This window comes from Marmoricola endophyticus (genome assembly GCF_014644415.1).
In the GTDB taxonomy this organism is placed as follows: domain Bacteria; phylum Actinomycetota; class Actinomycetes; order Propionibacteriales; family Nocardioidaceae; genus Marmoricola; species Marmoricola endophyticus.
In genome coordinates this window covers 191,186-206,655 of record NZ_BMKQ01000002.1, presented here as the reverse complement: position 1 = coordinate 206,655, position 15,470 = coordinate 191,186, and the positions used below count along the sequence as shown (strand labels likewise).

At 72.6% G+C, this 15,470-nt stretch carries 14 protein-coding genes; 5 read left to right on the top strand and 9 right to left on the bottom strand.

Features of this window, described 5'->3' with window-relative positions:
• Positions 1 to 55: 55 nt before the first annotated feature.
• Together IEX42_RS17600 and IEX42_RS17595 are read right to left on the bottom strand one after the other, a co-directional pair.
• Positions 56 to 823 (bottom strand): TIGR03936 family radical SAM-associated protein, encoded by a 768-nt coding sequence (locus IEX42_RS17600; RefSeq protein ID WP_188781380.1) that lies wholly within the window; start codon positions 821 to 823, stop codon positions 56 to 58.
• Between the two features lie 47 nt (positions 824 to 870).
• Positions 871 to 2,052 (bottom strand): winged helix DNA-binding domain-containing protein, encoded by a 1,182-nt coding sequence (locus IEX42_RS17595; RefSeq protein WP_188781379.1) that lies wholly within the window; start codon positions 2,050 to 2,052, stop codon positions 871 to 873.
• A gap of 59 nt (positions 2,053 to 2,111) precedes the next feature.
• Here IEX42_RS17595 and IEX42_RS17590 point away from each other — a divergent pair, with 59 nt between their 5' ends.
• The 3 genes from IEX42_RS17590 to IEX42_RS17580 are packed head-to-tail and all read left to right on the top strand — an operon-like array spanning position 2,112 to position 4,327.
• Positions 2,112 to 3,356, top strand: coding sequence for an MFS transporter (locus IEX42_RS17590; protein ID WP_229661027.1), 1,245 nt, complete (start codon positions 2,112 to 2,114; stop codon positions 3,354 to 3,356).
• A gap of 44 nt (positions 3,357 to 3,400) precedes the next feature.
• Entirely contained in the window at positions 3,401 to 3,949 is a 549-nt protein-coding gene (locus tag IEX42_RS17585; RefSeq protein ID WP_188781378.1) for a molybdopterin-dependent oxidoreductase, read from the top strand.
• Positions 3,950 to 3,991: 42 nt separating this feature from the next.
• A complete protein-coding gene (locus IEX42_RS17580; RefSeq protein ID WP_188781377.1) occupies positions 3,992 to 4,327 on the top strand; it encodes a hypothetical protein in 336 nt (111 codons plus the stop codon).
• A gap of 283 nt (positions 4,328 to 4,610) precedes the next feature.
• Here the strand turns inward: IEX42_RS17580 and IEX42_RS17575 are convergent, their stop codons facing one another.
• On the bottom strand, positions 4,611 to 6,563 hold the full coding sequence (locus IEX42_RS17575; protein WP_229661026.1) for a TIGR03960 family B12-binding radical SAM protein: 1,953 nt from the start codon (positions 6,561 to 6,563) through the stop codon (positions 4,611 to 4,613).
• A 70-nt stretch (positions 6,564 to 6,633) separates the two neighbouring features.
• Positions 6,634 to 6,873: a hypothetical protein gene (locus IEX42_RS17570; RefSeq protein ID WP_188781375.1), complete on the bottom strand. Its 240-nt coding sequence runs from the start codon at positions 6,871 to 6,873 to the stop codon at positions 6,634 to 6,636.
• 72 nt (positions 6,874 to 6,945) lie between these two features.
• On the opposite strand from IEX42_RS17570, the gene IEX42_RS17565 reads away from it, so the two are divergent.
• Entirely contained in the window at positions 6,946 to 7,863 is a 918-nt protein-coding gene (locus IEX42_RS17565; RefSeq protein WP_188781374.1) for an NADP-dependent oxidoreductase, read from the top strand.
• A gap of 38 nt (positions 7,864 to 7,901) precedes the next feature.
• Positions 7,902 to 9,014, top strand: a complete 1,113-nt coding sequence (locus tag IEX42_RS17560) for a calcium:cation antiporter (RefSeq protein ID WP_188781373.1) — start codon at positions 7,902 to 7,904, stop codon at positions 9,012 to 9,014.
• 193 nt (positions 9,015 to 9,207) lie between these two features.
• Here IEX42_RS17560 and rodA read toward each other — a convergent pair whose 3' ends face one another.
• Genes rodA through IEX42_RS17535 form a run of 5 tightly spaced genes read right to left on the bottom strand, consistent with a single transcriptional unit; the run spans position 9,208 to position 15,212 of the window.
• Positions 9,208 to 10,368: a rod shape-determining protein RodA gene (gene rodA / locus IEX42_RS17555; RefSeq protein ID WP_188781453.1), complete on the bottom strand. Its 1,161-nt coding sequence runs from the start codon at positions 10,366 to 10,368 to the stop codon at positions 9,208 to 9,210.
• A gap of 2 nt (positions 10,369 to 10,370) precedes the next feature.
• Positions 10,371 to 12,518 carry a penicillin-binding protein 2 gene (mrdA, locus tag IEX42_RS17550; protein ID WP_229661025.1) on the bottom strand — a complete coding sequence of 716 codons (2,148 nt, stop codon included), beginning with the start codon at positions 12,516 to 12,518 and terminating at the stop codon, positions 10,371 to 10,373.
• Positions 12,503 to 13,216 (bottom strand): rod shape-determining protein MreD, encoded by a 714-nt coding sequence (mreD, locus tag IEX42_RS17545; RefSeq protein WP_188781372.1) that lies wholly within the window; start codon positions 13,214 to 13,216, stop codon positions 12,503 to 12,505. Before mreD ends, mrdA begins: the two co-directional genes overlap by 16 nt.
• The gene (gene mreC, locus IEX42_RS17540; protein ID WP_188781371.1) at positions 13,213 to 14,181 is read right to left on the bottom strand and encodes a rod shape-determining protein MreC; all 969 of its coding nucleotides are present in this window, start codon (positions 14,179 to 14,181) and stop codon (positions 13,213 to 13,215) included. The genes mreD and mreC overlap by 4 nt, the downstream gene beginning before the upstream one ends.
• Positions 14,181 to 15,212, bottom strand: a complete 1,032-nt coding sequence (locus tag IEX42_RS17535; RefSeq protein WP_188781370.1) for a rod shape-determining protein — start codon at positions 15,210 to 15,212, stop codon at positions 14,181 to 14,183. Before IEX42_RS17535 ends, mreC begins: the two co-directional genes overlap by 1 nt.
• Between the last annotated feature and the right edge of the window lie 258 nt (positions 15,213 to 15,470).

Here is a 15,470-nt window from a genome sequence, read left to right as displayed (position 1 = left end):
CGTCGTCGCGGGCCCACCGGCACCGTGCCGCGGTCGCCTGAGCCACGCACCCCTCTCACGGGTGCGCGACCGCGTCGCGGTCGGGTGCCAACGGATCCCCCACCGTGCCGGCGTCGGGATCGATCGGTCCCTGGGCGGTTCGCTGCTGCACGGGTGCAGCAGCAATGTCCAGGCCGGCGATCTCGCGCAGTCCGGCGAGGATGTCGTCGGGTCTCACGGCGGGTGTGTCGTGCCGCAGGACCATGTGCAGTATCGCACACGGCTCCGACGAACCCGAGGATCCCGGGCCCGCCTCGCCGTCGGTCACCGCGAGCCGGAGAACCGCACCGCGGCTGTCGAAGGTACGCAGGCCCTTCTTCGTCATCCGCTCGACGAGGACCTCCTCGGTGGCGAGGAACCGGCGCACCGCCTCCTCCGCCGCGGCGGACGCCACACCGGCCAGCCGGATCTCCCACACCGAGGCCTCGAGCCGCTCGGCCAGCGCTCCCCCGGCGGAGGGCACCACCTCGAGGACGTCCAACCCGGGAGGCAGCGCCTCGTCCAGCTGCGCGTGCACCTCGGCCGCGTCGCAGACACGCGCCAGCGCGATCTCGAGGTACTCCGCCTCGCTGGCCGAGCCCGTCGGTGCGGCGCCGGCGTACGAGATCCGCGGGTGCGGGTTGAACCCCGAGGAGTAGGCCATCGGCACCCGCGCCCGGAACACCGCCCGCTCGAAGGCGCGGCTGAAGTCGCGGTGGCTGGTGAACCGCAGGCGGCCACGCTTCGCGTAACGCACGCGGAGCCGCTGGACCGGCGGCGGCTGCTGCTGGGGTTGCTCACGCACCCCCGCAGGGTACGGCGTACGGGCCCCCCGGCCGGCCGGTGGCGCGGTCAGCCCTCGCGCTGGGCGGCGCGCACGGCGGGAGCGGTGTACACCGACCGGACGACCTCACCGTCGAGCCACTGCGTCAGCCGCCGCGCCTCACGCTCCAGCGCTGCGCTCGCCCGGGCGGACAGGTCCTCCAGCGGCAGCAGCACCACGCTGCCGTCGTCGCGCTGGGTCCAGCAGCCGACGATCCGGCCCCGCCACCACGCGGTCGCGCCGCCGTTGCCGTTGCGGTCGAAGACCTGCTCGCGGTGCGGTCCCAGGTAGAAGGCGCGCTCCTTCCAGCCCATGGTCGAGGGGTCCAGCCCGGGGAGCAGCGCCGCCCACGGCCCGGGGTCGGTGACCGGGGCGACGTCGTCGGGGTGGAGGTACGCCGGTGTCCCGTCACCGAGGTGCACGGTGACGGCACCGACGTCGGCGAGTGCTCGGCGTACGGCGGCCTTCGTCGCACCGAGCCACCACACGACGTCGTCCTCGGTGCCGGGCCCGAAGCGGAGCAGCCAGGCGGCCACGAGTGCGGCGTACCCCTCGGCCTCGGGCAGCGGCCGCGGTGGGGCGGCCAGCCAGTCCTCGACGGCCGTCCACACCGGGCGGGAGGTCTTCCAGCCACCGGCGTTCTCGCCGCGGACCACGGACCCGTCGGCGGCGAGCACGGTCAGCACCCGGGGTGCCACCGGGGACGGTCCACCCCACTTCGCACCCGAGTCGGCGCCGACCCGCAGGTCGAGGGTGGGGATTCGCCCCCGCAGCTGCACCGTGGTCGCCGGCTCGTCACGGATCGCGGCCAGCACCTCCGCGCACGTCTCGCGCACCCAGGCCTGACCGTCCCGCGCGTGACCGGCGGCCTGCACCTCCTTGCCCAGCCGGTCGACCTGCTGCGCGGCCACCCGTGCCGCCGCACTCCCCCGGACCGCCGGGAGCAGGTCGGCCGGGAACGCGAAGACGGTCCGCCGCATCGCCAGCTGACGCACGACGCTGCGGTCGTCGTACAGCGCTCGTGAGACGTCGTCCCGGGTGGCGCCGCCGCGCGCCCGGGCCGACAGGTAGACACTCGCCGGCTCGGTGGCGTGCAGGCAGACCACGCTCTCGGCGGCCTCGAGCACGCCGTCCACGGACTCCGCCAGCGCGTGCCGGCGGCCCAGCCGGGCGCGCCGCTCCGCGTCGCTGACCACCCTCGGCTCAGACATGGCGGCGATCCTCGCACCGCACTCCGACACGAGGCGGAGCGACTGGCACACTCACGGCCGTGACCTCTCGGACCGGGCTCGGCGACGACGCCCCGCTCGACCCCTGGCGCTCGCGCGGTGGGCGCGCCCTGGTGCTCGTCGGGCTCGTGCTCCTCGCCTTCAACCTGCGGCCGGCGGCCGTCTCGGTCGGACCGGTGCTCTCCGAGATCCGCAGCGCGCTCGGCATGTCCTCGACGGTCGCGGGCGTGCTCACCGCGCTGCCGGTGGTCTCCTTCGCCGCCTTCGGAGCCCTCGCACCGCGGGTCGCGGCGAAGGTCGGTCCCCACCGGACGACCCTCGTCGCCCTGGTCGCCGTGTGTGCGGGGATCGTCCTGCGCAGCCGGGTCGACAGCACCGTCGGCTTCCTCCTGCTCTCTCTCCTCGCGCTGGCCGGGATGGCGACCGGCAACGTGGTGATGCCCTCGCTGGTACGCCTGCACTTCCGCCGGCACGTCGGGCTGGTGACGGCGACGTACTCGACCGCGCTCGCAGTCGGGCTGACCACGGCGTCGCTGACCACGGCCCCGATCGCCACGGCGTACGACGACTGGCGAGCCGGCATCCTCACCTGGGGACTCACGGCCGCCGTCGCCGCGGTCCCGTGGGTGCTGCTCGCGCTGCGCGAGACCCCCGCGACGCCGGAACCCACCCAGACCCCGCAGGCCGGTGCGTCGTACACCCTGCGCCAGGTGGCGGGCACCCGGCTGGGACGACGGATGGCGATGTTCTTCGGCTTCCAGTCGCTGATGGCGTACTCGATCTACGGCTGGTTCGCCGAGATCTACCGCGACGCCGGCTTCTCCCGCGACGAGGCGGGCGTGCTGCTGGGGGTCATCGCCGGCATCTCGATCCCGCTGTCCTTCCTGCTGCCGGTGCTCGCCGCACGGCTGGAGAACCTCAGGCCGATGGTGTGGACGGTGGTGCTCTGCTACCCGGTCGGCTACCTGGGCCTGGCCTTCGCCCCCGCGCCGCTGGCGTACCTGTGGGCAGTGCTCGTCGGCATCGGCGCGAGCACCTTCCCGCTGGTGCTGGCGATGATCGCGCTGCGGGCCCGTACGCCCGGCGGCACCGCCGCACTGTCCGGCTTCACCCAGTCGGCGGGTTACGTCATCGCCGTGGTCGGCCCGTTCGGCATGGGTGTGCTGCACGACCTCACCGGCAGCTGGAGCGTCGGGCTGGTCGTGCTCACCGTCCTCGTCGCGCCGCTGCTGTGGGCGGCCCTGCAGGTCGCGCCCCAGCAGTACGTCGAGGACGAGCTGGCGTAGACAGGCGCCGCACCTGCGGCAGAATCCGACCTAGTCTCACGCACATGCGTCTCTCACGTCTCGTCCTCCCGTTGACCATCCTCGCCGCCCTCGTCGTCGCCCCTGGTGTCGCGTCCGGCCAGGAGCCCGCCGCCGGCACCGCCCCTGCCGCGGCCGCCCAGCCACGCGTCAAGCCCTCGCTTCGGATCATCGGCGCCGTCACCGCGCGCCGCGACCTCTCGCTCACCGACCTGCGGGCGCTCCCGCAGCAGACCCAGACGGTCACCTACGCCGCGAGCGGTACGCCGGTCACGGCGACCTTCACCGGGCCTTCGCTGACCGATGTGCTGGCCAGTGCCGGGCTGCGGACCGACCCCGCGGTGAAGAACGACTCGCTGCGGTTCGCGGTGCTCGCGATCGCAAGCGACGGCTACCAGGCCGTCGTCTCCGCCGGCGAGGTCGACCCGGGCTTCGGCGGCACCCAGTCGCTGGTCGCACTCACCCAGGACGGCACGCCGCTCGCACAGCCGCGGCTCACCGTGCCCGGCGACGCCAAGGGCGGGCGCTACGTCTCCGACCTCGCGACCCTGCGGGTCTACGACCTGGGTCGCTGAATCGCGTCGCGCCGAGGTGCCGCCGCTCCTACCCTCGGGCCTGTGCGAGTGCTCGTGGACGACATGCAGACGCCCGAGAACCGCGATCGCGGCACTCTGAGCGGTGCCGACGGGCGGACGTACACCCGCCGGTCGACGCGGATGTCTCGCCGTAGGGCGGACGCGCTGATCGCCTCGGGCACGCCGGTGGTCCTCGACGAGGGACTTCTGACCTGGTGCGACGGCGACGACGCACAGGCGGCGTGGGCACGCGAGCGGGCCTACGTCATCGCGACCGCACCGACGTTCGAGCAGCGTGCCAAGCACTACGTCTGGACCGCGGGCTCGTGGGAGTCCGACGACGGGAGCAGCATCATTTTCCTGGTCGAGCACTGCTGAGCACATGCGCGCACGAGCCGGCGCGGACCACCGAGCCGCGCTTCGAGACCGGGACGCCGACGAGCGACGAGCACCGTGTCGTCGGTGGTCGGGCCACCGCCGACGTGGCCGCGGACGATGGCCCGGGCGAGCGGCCGGACGTCCGCGCCGACGCCCCGGACCGAGTCACCGCCCGCGGTCGGTGTCCCAGTCGCACACCGGGGTAAGCGACTCGCACGATCCGTCGCGCGGCGGTCTCCCCGCCGACGCACGGCACCGTTCGGGTGGATCGGCGCAGCGATCCTCAGACCACGCTGAGCGGCAGCAGCTTCTGCCCGGTGGGGCCGATCTGGATGTCGGTGCCCATCTCGGGGCAGACGCCGCAGTCGTAGCAGGGCGTCCAGCGGCAGTCCTCGACGTCGACCGAGTCGGGGTCGAGGGCGTCCTCCCAGTCCTGCCAGAGCCAGTCCTTGTCGAGACCGGAGTCGAGGTGGTCCCACGGGAGCACCTCGTCGTACGCGCGCTCCCGGGTGGTGTACCAGTCGAGGTCCACGCCCTGCGCCGGCAGCTCGCTCTCGCAGGCCGCGCGCCAGCGCTCGTACGAGAAGTGCTCGCTCCAGCCGTCGAACCGGCCGCCCTCGCGCCACACCCGCTCGATCACGGCGCCGACACGCCGGTCGCCGCGGGAGAGCAGTCCCTCGATGATCCCGGGCTCGCCGTCGTGGTAGCGGAAGCCGATCGCGCGGCCGTACCGCTTGTCGGAGCGGACCTCCTCGCGCAGCTTGCGCAGCCGCTCGTCGGTCGTCTCGGGGTCGAGCTGGGAGGCCCACTGGAACGGCGTGTGCGGCTTGGGCACGAAGCCGCCGATCGAGACCGTGCACCGGATGTCGTTGCGTCCGGAGACCTCACGCCCCTTGGCGATGACCTTCTTGGCCAGGTCGGCGATCTCGAGGACGTCCTCGTCGGTCTCGGTCGGCAGACCGCACATGAAGTAGAGCTTCACCTGCCGCCAGCCGTGGGAGTACGCCGCGGCGACGGTGTCGATCAGGTCCTGCTCGCTGACCATCTTGTTGATCACCTTGCGCATCCGCTCCGAGCCGCCCTCGGGGGCGAACGTCAGTCCCGAGCGGCGCCCGTTGCGGGAGAACTCGTTGGCGAGGGTGATGTTGAAGGCGTCGACCCGCGTGCTGGGCAGGCTCAGCGACACGCCCTCGTCCTCGTACCGGTCGGCCAGGCCGGTCGCGATGTCCGCGATCTCGGTGTGGTCGGCGCTGGAGAGCGAGAGCAGGCCGACCTCGTCGAAGCCGGACGCGCGCACGCCGTTCTCGACCATCTCCCCCACGGTGGTCAGCGACCGCTCGCGCACCGGTCGGGTGATCATCCCGGCCTGGCAGAAGCGGCAGCCGCGGGTGCAGCCGCGGAAGATCTCCACGCTGAACCGCTCGTGGACGGTCTCGGCCAGCGGCACCAGCGGCTTGGCCGGGTACGGCCACGCGTCGAGGTCCATCAGCGTGTGCTTGGCGACCCGGTGCGGCACGCCCGGCCGGTCGGGGACGACGCTCGCGATCGCGCCGGCGTCGTCGTAGGAGACGTCGTAGAAGGAGGGGACGTACACCCCGCCGCTCACGGCGAGCCGCCGCAGCAGCTCCTCGCGGCCGCCGGGCGACCCCTCGCCCTTCCACTCCCGGATCACCTCGGAGATCGCCAGCACGACCTCCTCGCCGTCACCGAGCACCGCGGCGTCGACGAAGTCGGCGACGGGCTCGGGGTTGAAGGCCGCGTGCCCGCCGGCCAGCACGACCGGGTCGGCGTCGGTGCGGTCGCGGGCGTGGAGGGGGATGCCGGCGAGGTCGAGGGCCGTGAGCAGGTTGGTGTAGCCGAGCTCGGTCGCGAACGAGACCCCGAGCACGTCGAAGTCGCGCACCAAGCGGTGGGAGTCGACGGTGAACTGGCCGATCCCGTGCTCGCGCATCAGCGCCTCGAGGTCGGGCCAGACGGCGTACGTCCGCTCCGCCAGCGTGTCCTGCGCGCCGTTGAGCACCTCGTACAGGATCTGCACGCCCTGGTTGGGCAGGCCGACCTCGTACGCGTCGGGGTACATCAGCGCCCAGCGCGCGGTGCACTCGTCCTCACCCCAGGGCTTCGAGGTGGCGTTGAGCTCGCCGCCGACGTACTGGATCGGCTTGGAGACCTGCGGCAGCAGCGGCTCGAGACGGTCGAAGACGGATGTGCCGGGACGGACGGTGGTGCGGGACACGGTGGCTGGACCTCGTCGAGAGCTGGTGGTCGGGACGCCCACCAGGGTACGGACCGACCCGGCGGGGCGCCTACTCCTCGGACTCCGCGCCGAGGGACTCCAGCGCGCGGCGCGCATCCTGCAGCTCGCCCTGCGCGGCGCCGATCAGCTGCTCGAGCCCGGGTGCGCCGTAGCGGTTCGCGATGTGGTGCACGGCCTCGGCGATGTCCGGCTCGACACCGTCGACCGGATCGGCGCCAGGCTCGGCCGGCATCGCCGCCTCGCCGTACATCCCGTCGGACTGCTCACCCGGAAAGCTCTCCTGCGTCATGCCCCGCACGCTATCGACTACCCGGCGCGGTTGCTCGGGAACACCCCCGGCGCCGGCGACGCTGTGTCCGACATGCGCGCAGTGAGGTATGACGAGTTCGGCGACATCGACGTTCTCCGGGTCGAGGAGGTGCCCGACCCCGTCCCCGGCGACGGTGAGGTGGTCGTACGCCTGCGCGCCGCGGGCATCAACCCGGGCGAGGCGGGGATCCGCAGCGGCGCACTGGCCGAGGTGTTCCCCTCCACCTTCCCCTCCGGCCAGGGCAGTGACCTCGCGGGCGTGGTCGAGGGGGTCGGCGACGGCGTGACGCGGTGGCGCGTCGGCGACGAGGTGCTCGGCTACGTCGACACCCGCTCCAGCCACGCCGAGCTCGTCGTGGTGCCCTCCGGCCAGCTCGTGGCCAGGCCGGCCACGGTGGCGTGGGACGTGGCCGGTGCGCTGCACGTGGCAGGCGCGACGGCGTACGCGAACATCCGCGACCTGGACCCGCGTCCCGGTGAGGTGCTGGTGGTCTCCGGCGCGGCCGGCGGCGTCGGCTCGCTCGCGGTCCAGCTGGCCGTCGAGCGCGGGGCGACGGTGGTGGGCCTGGCCTCGGAGCGCAACCACGACTGGCTCCGTGCGCACGGCGTCGTCCCGGTCGCGTACGGCGAGGGCGTCGAGGCGCGCGTTCGCGACGTCGCACCCGACGGTGTCGACGCCTTCCTCGACACCTTCGGGTCGGGGTACGTCGACCTCGCGCTCGCGCTGGGTGCGCCCTCCGAGCGGGTCGGAACGATCATCGACTTCGAGCGCGCCCAGCAGGCCGGCGTCCTCGTGCTCGGGCGCAACGACGAGACGACGACCGCGGACCTGGCCGAGCTGACCGAGCGGATCGCCGACGGGCGGCTCGACCTGGAGGTCGCCGCGACGTACCCGCTGGAGGAGGTGCGCGACGCGTTCCGGCAGCTCGAGAAGAGGCACACGCGGGGCAAGATCGTGCTGACCGCGTGAGACCCGCCGGCTGAGCGACCCCCGGATAGCCTTCACTCATGGCCGCCGACACGACGCCGACGCACTCGCTGCGCGACGCCAACATCCTCGTCCCGCCCGCTGCGCTCGTCGTCCTGGTGGTGTCGCTGCTGCTGCACGTCGAGGGCTGGATCCTGGTCGTGCCCGCGGTCTTCCTCGGCGCTGCGGTGCTCAGCGCCGTGCACCACGCGGAGGTCGTGGCGCACAAGGTCGGCGAGCCGTACGGCTCCCTGGTGCTCGCCGTCGCCGTCACGGTCATCGAGGTCGGTCTGATCGTCACCCTGATGCTCAGCGGGGGCGAGGACACCTCGGTGCTGGCCCGCGACACCGTCTTCGCCGCCGTGATGATCACCGTCAACGGGATCATGGGGCTCTCGCTGTTCCTCGCCTCGCTGCGCCACCACACCGCGGTCTTCAACGCCGAGGGGACCGGGGCGGCGCTGGCCACCGTGGGCACCCTCGCGGTGCTCTGCCTGGTCTTCCCGTCGTTCACCACCTCGGCCCCGGAGGCGGAGTACTCCGGCTCGCAGCTCGGCTTCGCGGCGATCGCGTCGCTGGTGCTCTACGTCCTGTTCGTGCTCACCCAGACCGTCCGGCACCGCGACTTCTTCCTCCCCGCGGCGCGCCCGTCCGAGGACGGCGACGTGAAGACCGAGGAGCACGCCGAGCCGCCGTCGACGACCACCACCTGGGTCAGCCTCGGGATGCTGCTGGCGTCGTTGGTCGCCGTCGTCGGACTGGCGAAGGTCGAGTCCCCCGCGATCGAGGGGGCGGTCTCCGACCTGGGCTTCCCCCAGGCCGTCGTCGGCGTCGTCATCGCGCTGCTGGTCCTGCTGCCGGAGACGATCGCGGCCGCGAAGTCGGCCCGCCGCGACCGCACTCAGATCAGCCTCAACCTCGCGATGGGCTCGGCGATGGCCAGCATCGGCCTGACCATCCCGACCCTCGCCCTGGCCACGATCTGGCTGGACACCCCGCTGCGCCTCGGCCTGGGGTCGACCCAGATCGTGCTGCTGGCGATCACGCTGCTGGTCGGGGTGCTCACCGTCGTCCCTGGCCGCGCCACCCGCCTGACGGGCACCGTCCACCTCGTCCTGCTCGCGGCGTTCCTCTTCCTGTCGGTCCAGCCGTAGGCGGCGGGCGCCGCCCGGGTGCGGTTTCCCCACGCTATGCAGACGAGCTGTCACCTCCCATGGCGTACCCATCGTGGGAAGTGAGGGCTCGCCGTGGGATGGCAGCAGTCGAGGTCCGACTCGCCCGACACGTCCCTGCACACCGTGGGGAACCTGCACCGCACCAGCACGCATCGCAAGCGCCCGGACGGCGTCAGGCGAGCGCGGGCACCGGCTCGTACGACGGCCGCGCCGCGCGGCGGGTGCGCAGGGCGATGTTGAGCAGCAGACCGACCGCCATCAACGAGGCGAACATCGAGGACCCGCCGTACGAGACCAGCGGCAGCGGCACCCCGGTGACCGGCATGATGCCCAGGCACATCCCGATGTTCTGGAAGGTCTGGAAGCCGAACCAGCAGGCCACCCCGGCGGCCGCGACCCGACCGAACATGTCGGTCGAGCGGCGCGAGATCAGCGTGGCCCGCCACAGCAGCAGCCCGAAGAGCGCGATCAGCAGGCCGGCGCCCACCAGGCCCAGCTCCTCGCCGGCGACGGTGAAGACGAAGTCGGTGTGCTGCTCGGGGACGAAGCCGGACTGGGTCTGCGAGCCGTGGAACAGGCCCTCGCCGAACAGCCCGCCGTTGCCGATCGCGATCCGCGCCTGGGTCGTGTTGTAGCCGGCGCCCCGGGGGTCCAGCGACGGGTCGGTGAAGGCGAGGAACCGGTCGACCTGGTACTCCTTGAGCACCCCGGCCACGGCCATCAGCGCCGAGAGCGCCAGTCCCGACCCGACCAGCGCGGCGAGCCAGCGGCGCGGCACGCCGGCCACGGCCAGGATGCCGATCACGGTCGCCGACAGCACCAGCATCGTGCCGAGGTCGGGCTGGGCCAGGATCAGCAGCGCCGGCACGCCCGCGAAGCCGAGCATCCACAGCACCTCCGCCGTGCCCACCGCAGCACGACGCTCGGTCCGCTCCGCCAGGACGACGGCCAACCCGAGGACGACGGCCAGCTTGGCCAGCTCCGCCGGCTGCAGGGACATCCCGCCCAGGACCAGCCAGGAGCGCGAGCCGTTGATCGTGGTCCCCGCGACGAGGACGAGCAGCAGCCCGACCAGCGAGGCGAGGTAGAACACCGGCGCCAGGATCCGTACCCAGCGGTGGTCGGTGACGACGACGCCCGCACCGAGCAGCAGCCCGATGACGATGTTCAGCACGTGGCGCTGGACGTACGCCGTGGCGCCGCCCGGCGTCTGCCGCTCGGCCCCCGAGGTCGCCGACCACACCAGCAGGGTCCCGACCACGAGGATCGCGACGACCGCGACCAGCAGCCACCGGTCGAGCTCACGCAGCCGTACCCGCTGCTTGGTCACCATGCTCACGGGGTCTCCTTCGCGGTCGAGACCGGCGGCAGGATCGCGCCGTCCGGGGAGAACACGGGCAGGTCCTTCGGCGCGGAGACGCCCGGGATGTCGGTCTTCTTCGCCCCGACCTTCTCCCCGTCGATGCCGTAGAGGGACTCCCAGATCTTGCGGACGAACGGGCCGGAGGTCCCCGACCCGGTGCCGCCCTGCGTGACCAGCATGATCACGACGTAGTCCTTGTTGTACGTGGCGACCCACGAGGAGCTCTGCTTGCCCTGGACCTCGGCCGAGCCGGTCTTGCCACGCACCTGGACCGCGTCGAGCGGGAAGCCGGTGAACTTCCAGGCCAGGGTGCCGACCTTGGTCGTGCCCTTCAGCGCGTCGTCGACGTACTCGAGCGCCTTCGTGCCCTTGACGGTGCCCACCTTCTCCGGCGGGATCTGGCGGACCTGCTTGCCGTCGGGCGACACGATCGCCTTGGCCACGCGCGGGGCGTAGAGCGTCCCGCCGTTCGCGATCGCGGCGTACGCCCGCGCGAGCTGTAGCGGTGTCACCTGCGTGTCGCCCTGCCCGATGGAGAAGTTCACGGCGTCGCCGGCGCGGTAGAGGTTGCCCTCGAGGCAGAACTCGTGCGCGAAGAGCCGCTCGAACGCGGTGCCCTTGTCGGCCTTGTCGCGCTTGCAGTAGTAGCTCTTCATCTGCGCGTAGTACGCGGCCTTCCACTTGCGGTCGGCGATGCGGCCCGAGGCCTCCCCCGGCACGTCGATGCCGGTCTTCTTGCCGAAGCCGAAGAGCTTGGCCTCCTCGACCAGCGGGTCCTTGGCGTTCACGTCGGCCGGGTCCGAGCCGTACTTCTGCCAGTAGCCGAGCCCCACGCGGTAGAAGAACGTGTCGCAGGAGATCTGCAGGGCGCGGTCGAAGCCGATCGAGCCGTACGACTCCGACTCGTAGTTCTTGAACCAGCGGTTGCCGACCTGCAGCCCGGAGGAGCAGTTCAGCCGCGAGTCCGGCCCGTAGCCGTGGCGGAACGCGCCGATCGTCATCACGGGCTTCCACGTCGAGCCGGGTGCGTACAACCCCTGGGTCGCGCGCGAGAGCAGCGGGTCGTCGGACTTCTTCGAGTAGAGCCGGTCGAGCTGCTTCTGGCTGATGCCCCCGACCCACTCCTCGGGGTCGTACGTCGGCTGGCTGGCCATCGAGACGATCCGCCCGGTGTGCGCGTCCATCACGACCGCGGCACCCGAGTCGGCCTCGTAGTTGCGGCCGCTCACCTTGTCGAAGGTCTTCCGCGCGGTCTGGATGGCGCCGTCGAGGTTCTTCTCGGTCACCGACTGCACCTTCGCGTCCAGCGAGGTGACGAGCGTGTCGCCGGGCTTCGAGGCGACCTCGCTGTCCTCACCGAGCACGCGACCGGCGGAGTCCACCGCGACGCGCTTGTAGCCGGGCATCCCGCGCAGCGAGGAGTCGTACGACTTCTCCACCCCGGCGCGCCCGACCACCGAGGCGCCGTTGAGCGACTTGTCGCCGCTCTTCGTCGCGTTGTCCAGCTCGGTCTCCGTGACCGGGCTCAGGTAGCCGAGCAGGTGGGCGGCGTTGACGCCGTACGGCGAGGGGTAGGAGCGCAGGCTGGTGGTGTCGGTGACCACGCCCGGGAAGTTCTCGGCCTGCTCGAGGATGCGGACGGCGCGCTTCTGGCTGACGTCCTTCGCCACCGGCACGGGCTGGTACGGCGACCCGTTCCAGCAGGTGCCCTTGACCGACCCGGGGTCACCGCACAGCAGGGAGCGGGCCCGCAGGGTCTGCGCGTTGACGCCGAGAACGCGCGCGAGGCGGGTGAACACGGCGTCCTGCTCGGCGTCGCCCGTCTTGGCCATCAGCGTGCGGTCGATGCCGACCACCCAGCTGCTCCGGTTGGCGACCAGGGTGCGGCCCATGTCGTCGACGATCAGCCCGCGCGTCGGCTGGGTGACCACCTCGCGCAGCGACTGGTCGGAGGCCTGGGCCTTGAAGTCCGCGCCCGCGGGCACCTGCAGGTAGAACAGCCGGGTCAGCAGCGTGACGAAGAGCGAGAGCATGAGCACCTGCAGCACGAACAGCCGCCAGCGGCTGCGGGTGCGCAGGTGCGGGCGCGCCGAGGAGAGCGCGTTCAGGAGCGGTGCCACGTCTCTCCCCTCGTGAGAGCGACGAGCTGACCGGTGGCCTGGTCGGTGGCCCGTACGACGATGCTCTCGGCGTCGCGCTCCCCCGCCCGTGCGGCGCGCTCGGCGGCCGCCTCGTCGCTGCGCAGGCCGAGTGCCTCCTCGTGGTCCTCACGACCGGGGAGCCGGCCCAGCAGGGACCGCAGCGCCCCGAGCAGGACGGCGGCGGCCACCACGTCCATCAGGACCGCGAGCACGATGATCTGAGCCAGGGTGCCGAGCCCGTCGCCGAAGCCGATGACGGTCCCGTCGCCGGGGGCGCCCCCGGTCACCGCGGCGAGCACCGCGAACGCGACGTGGGCACCCAGCGACAGCCCGGCCGTCAGCACCACGGGGCGGACCGGACCACGCTCGGGCGCGACGGGTGAACGGGGACGACTCGCCGCACGCCCGGCCAGGAGCCCGACCGTGAGGAGCACCAGCGCCCAGGCGCCCGCGACGTGGTCGGCGGGCGGCGCGACGTCGAGGAGCAGCCCGGCCCAGAACCCCACGACGGCGCCGCTGCGGGCACCACGCGAGAGTCCGACCGCGACCACGAGCAGCAGGGCGAGGTCGGGGACGACGCCGCGTAAGGCGACCTGGGACAGGACGGAGACCTGCAGGACCACGGCGAGCAGGGCGAGCGCGGTCAGCGCGAGGGCGTCGAGACGGCCACGGGTCATCGGGTGCTCCTCTTCGCGTCGGCGTCCGCGGCCTTCGTGCCACGACCCGAGATCACGGCCCGGTCACCGGTGGTCCCGCGGGGGACGACGACACCGACCAGGTCCAGCGCCGAGAAGTCCACGGCCGGCTCCACGACGGCACGCCGCGACTGGTCGCGAGGGCTGGAGGAGACCGACTCGACCGTCCCGATCGGGATGCCGGCGACGTAGGGCCCGTTCTCGCCCGACCCCCACGACACGACCGTGTCGCCGGCCTCGGGGCGCACGCTGTCGTCGACGAGGTCGAGGTCGAGCCGTCCTCGCTCGCCGAGGTCGCCTCGGCCACGGACGAAGCCGATCTTCATCGTCGACCCGAGCCGCGCGCCGACCACCGAGCCATGATCGGCCAGCAGCAGGACGGTGGCGCTGGTCGCACTGACGCGGACGACCCGGCCGACCAGGCCGTCCCGGCTGATCACCGTGGAGTCGGCGCGGATGCCCGAGGTCGTACCGGCGTCGAGGGTGACGGTACGACTGAAGTTCTGCGCCGGGCCGATGCCGACGACCCGTGCCGGCACCAGCGAGTAGCCGGTCGTCCGCGCCGAGTCGACCAGCCCGTCGTAGTCCTTGAGCCGACGCGCGTCCATCTGGGTGGTGGTCAGCCGGCTGCGGAGCTCGGAGTTCTGCGCCTGCAGGGTCGCGACGTCGTCACGCAAGTGGCCGTTGGTGTGGACCGTGCCGAACAGGCCGCGGACCGGGCGTACGGCTCCCGCCGCCGCCGCCTCCACCGGCGTCACCGTGGTCCCCACGGCCGCGCGGATCGGGTCGACGGGCGAGCCGCCGGTCCCGGCGTCGAGCGCCATCAGCACCACCGCACCGGCGGCGAGCACAGCCGGGAGGCGTACCGGAGCCCGGCGACGCCCACGCGGCGAGCGCGCGGGGACGAAGATCGGCGAGCGCGGTCGCCGCCCGCTGAACCGGGCCATCAGGCGGTCCGCCTCGACTCGGCGAGCAGCACCGAGCGGAGCACGTCGAGCTCCTCGACGCACTTGCCCGCACCGCGGGCGACGCACTCGAGCGGGTCCTGCGCGACGTGGACGGGGATCTGGGTCTCCCTCCGCAGCAGCTCGTCGAGCCCGCGCAGCAGTGCGCCACCCCCGGTCAGCACGATCCCCCGGTCGACGATGTCGCCGGCGAGCTCGGGCGGGGTCTTGTCCAGGACGGTGCGCACCGAGTCGACGATGTCGGCCACCGGCTGCGCCATCGCCCGCCGGACCTCGCTGCTGGTCATCGTCAGCGAGCGCGGCAGCCCGCTGGTCAGGTCGCGGCCGCGCACCTCGGCCTCGAGCTCCTCGGGCAGCGGGTAGGCGGACCCCAGGGAGACCTTGAGGTTCTCGGCCGTACGCTCGCCGAGCAGCAGGTCGTGCTCCTTGGCCATCCAGTCCACCAGCGCCTGGTCGATGCTGTCCCCCGCGCTGCGGATGGACATGCTGGCGACGACGGCGCCGACCGAGATCACCGCGACCTCGGTCGTCCCGCCCCCGACGTCGACGACCATGTTGCCGGTCGGCTCGTGCACGGGCAGCCCGGCGCCGATCGCCGCGGCCATGGGCTCGTCGACGATCCACACGTGCCGGGCGCCGGCGAGGTAGCCCGCCTCCTGGACCGAGCGGCGCTCGACCGCGCTGATCCCGGAGGGAACGCACACCACCAGGCGTGGTTTGGTGAAGTAGCGGCGACGGTGGACGCGGGCGATGAACGCCCGCAGCATCCGCTCCGAGGCCTCGAAGTCGTCGATCACGCCGTCGCGCAGGGGGCGTACGACGCGGATCCCCGCCGGGGTCCGCCCGATCATCGCCTTCGCCTCGGCGCCGACCGCGAGGACCTCCTCGGTGGCGCTGCTCACCGCCACGACCGAGGGCTCGTCGAGGCAGACACCTCTGCCACGCACGTGGACGAGCGTGTTCGCCGTACCCAGGTCGACCGCCAGGTCTCGACCGATCAAGCTGTTCGCCATCCGGGGTAGCCCCATCTCGCGCCCGGAACGTGCAGGGGAAGAGAGTCGCCGAGCGCACACGACCCGCTGCCGCGAGCCTAGGGTCGCTGGGGCCTCAGTGGCGGCAGTGACACGCGGGGCGGAGGTGCCGAATGTGGTTCTTGTGACTCACGAGGTTTCGCGAGGCGTCGCGAACACGCGACGTCTCGCGAAGGTCGTCACCGAGGCATCGCGAACACGCGACGTCTCGCGAAGGTCGTCACCGAGGCGTCGCGAACA

Bases quoted from the DNA above. Each gene is read 5' to 3' on its own strand.
- IEX42_RS17595 (WP_188781379.1), bottom strand. From the start codon at position 2,052: ATGTCTGAGCCGAGGGTGGTCAGCGACGCGGAGCGGCGCGCCCGGCTG.
- IEX42_RS17585 (WP_188781378.1), top strand. From the start codon at position 3,401: ATGCGTCTCTCACGTCTCGTCCTCCCGTTGACCATCCTCGCCGCCCTC.
- IEX42_RS17570 (WP_188781375.1), bottom strand. From the start codon at position 6,873: ATGACGCAGGAGAGCTTTCCGGGTGAGCAGTCCGACGGGATGTACGGC.
- IEX42_RS17565 (WP_188781374.1), top strand. From the start codon at position 6,946: ATGCGCGCAGTGAGGTATGACGAGTTCGGCGACATCGACGTTCTCCGG.
- IEX42_RS17560 (WP_188781373.1), top strand. From the start codon at position 7,902: ATGGCCGCCGACACGACGCCGACGCACTCGCTGCGCGACGCCAACATC.
- rodA (WP_188781453.1), bottom strand. From the start codon at position 10,368: ATGGTGACCAAGCAGCGGGTACGGCTGCGTGAGCTCGACCGGTGGCTG.
- mreD (WP_188781372.1), bottom strand. From the start codon at position 13,216: ATGACCCGTGGCCGTCTCGACGCCCTCGCGCTGACCGCGCTCGCCCTG.
- mreC (WP_188781371.1), bottom strand. From the start codon at position 14,181: ATGGCCCGGTTCAGCGGGCGGCGACCGCGCTCGCCGATCTTCGTCCCC.
- IEX42_RS17535 (WP_188781370.1), bottom strand. From the start codon at position 15,212: ATGGCGAACAGCTTGATCGGTCGAGACCTGGCGGTCGACCTGGGTACG.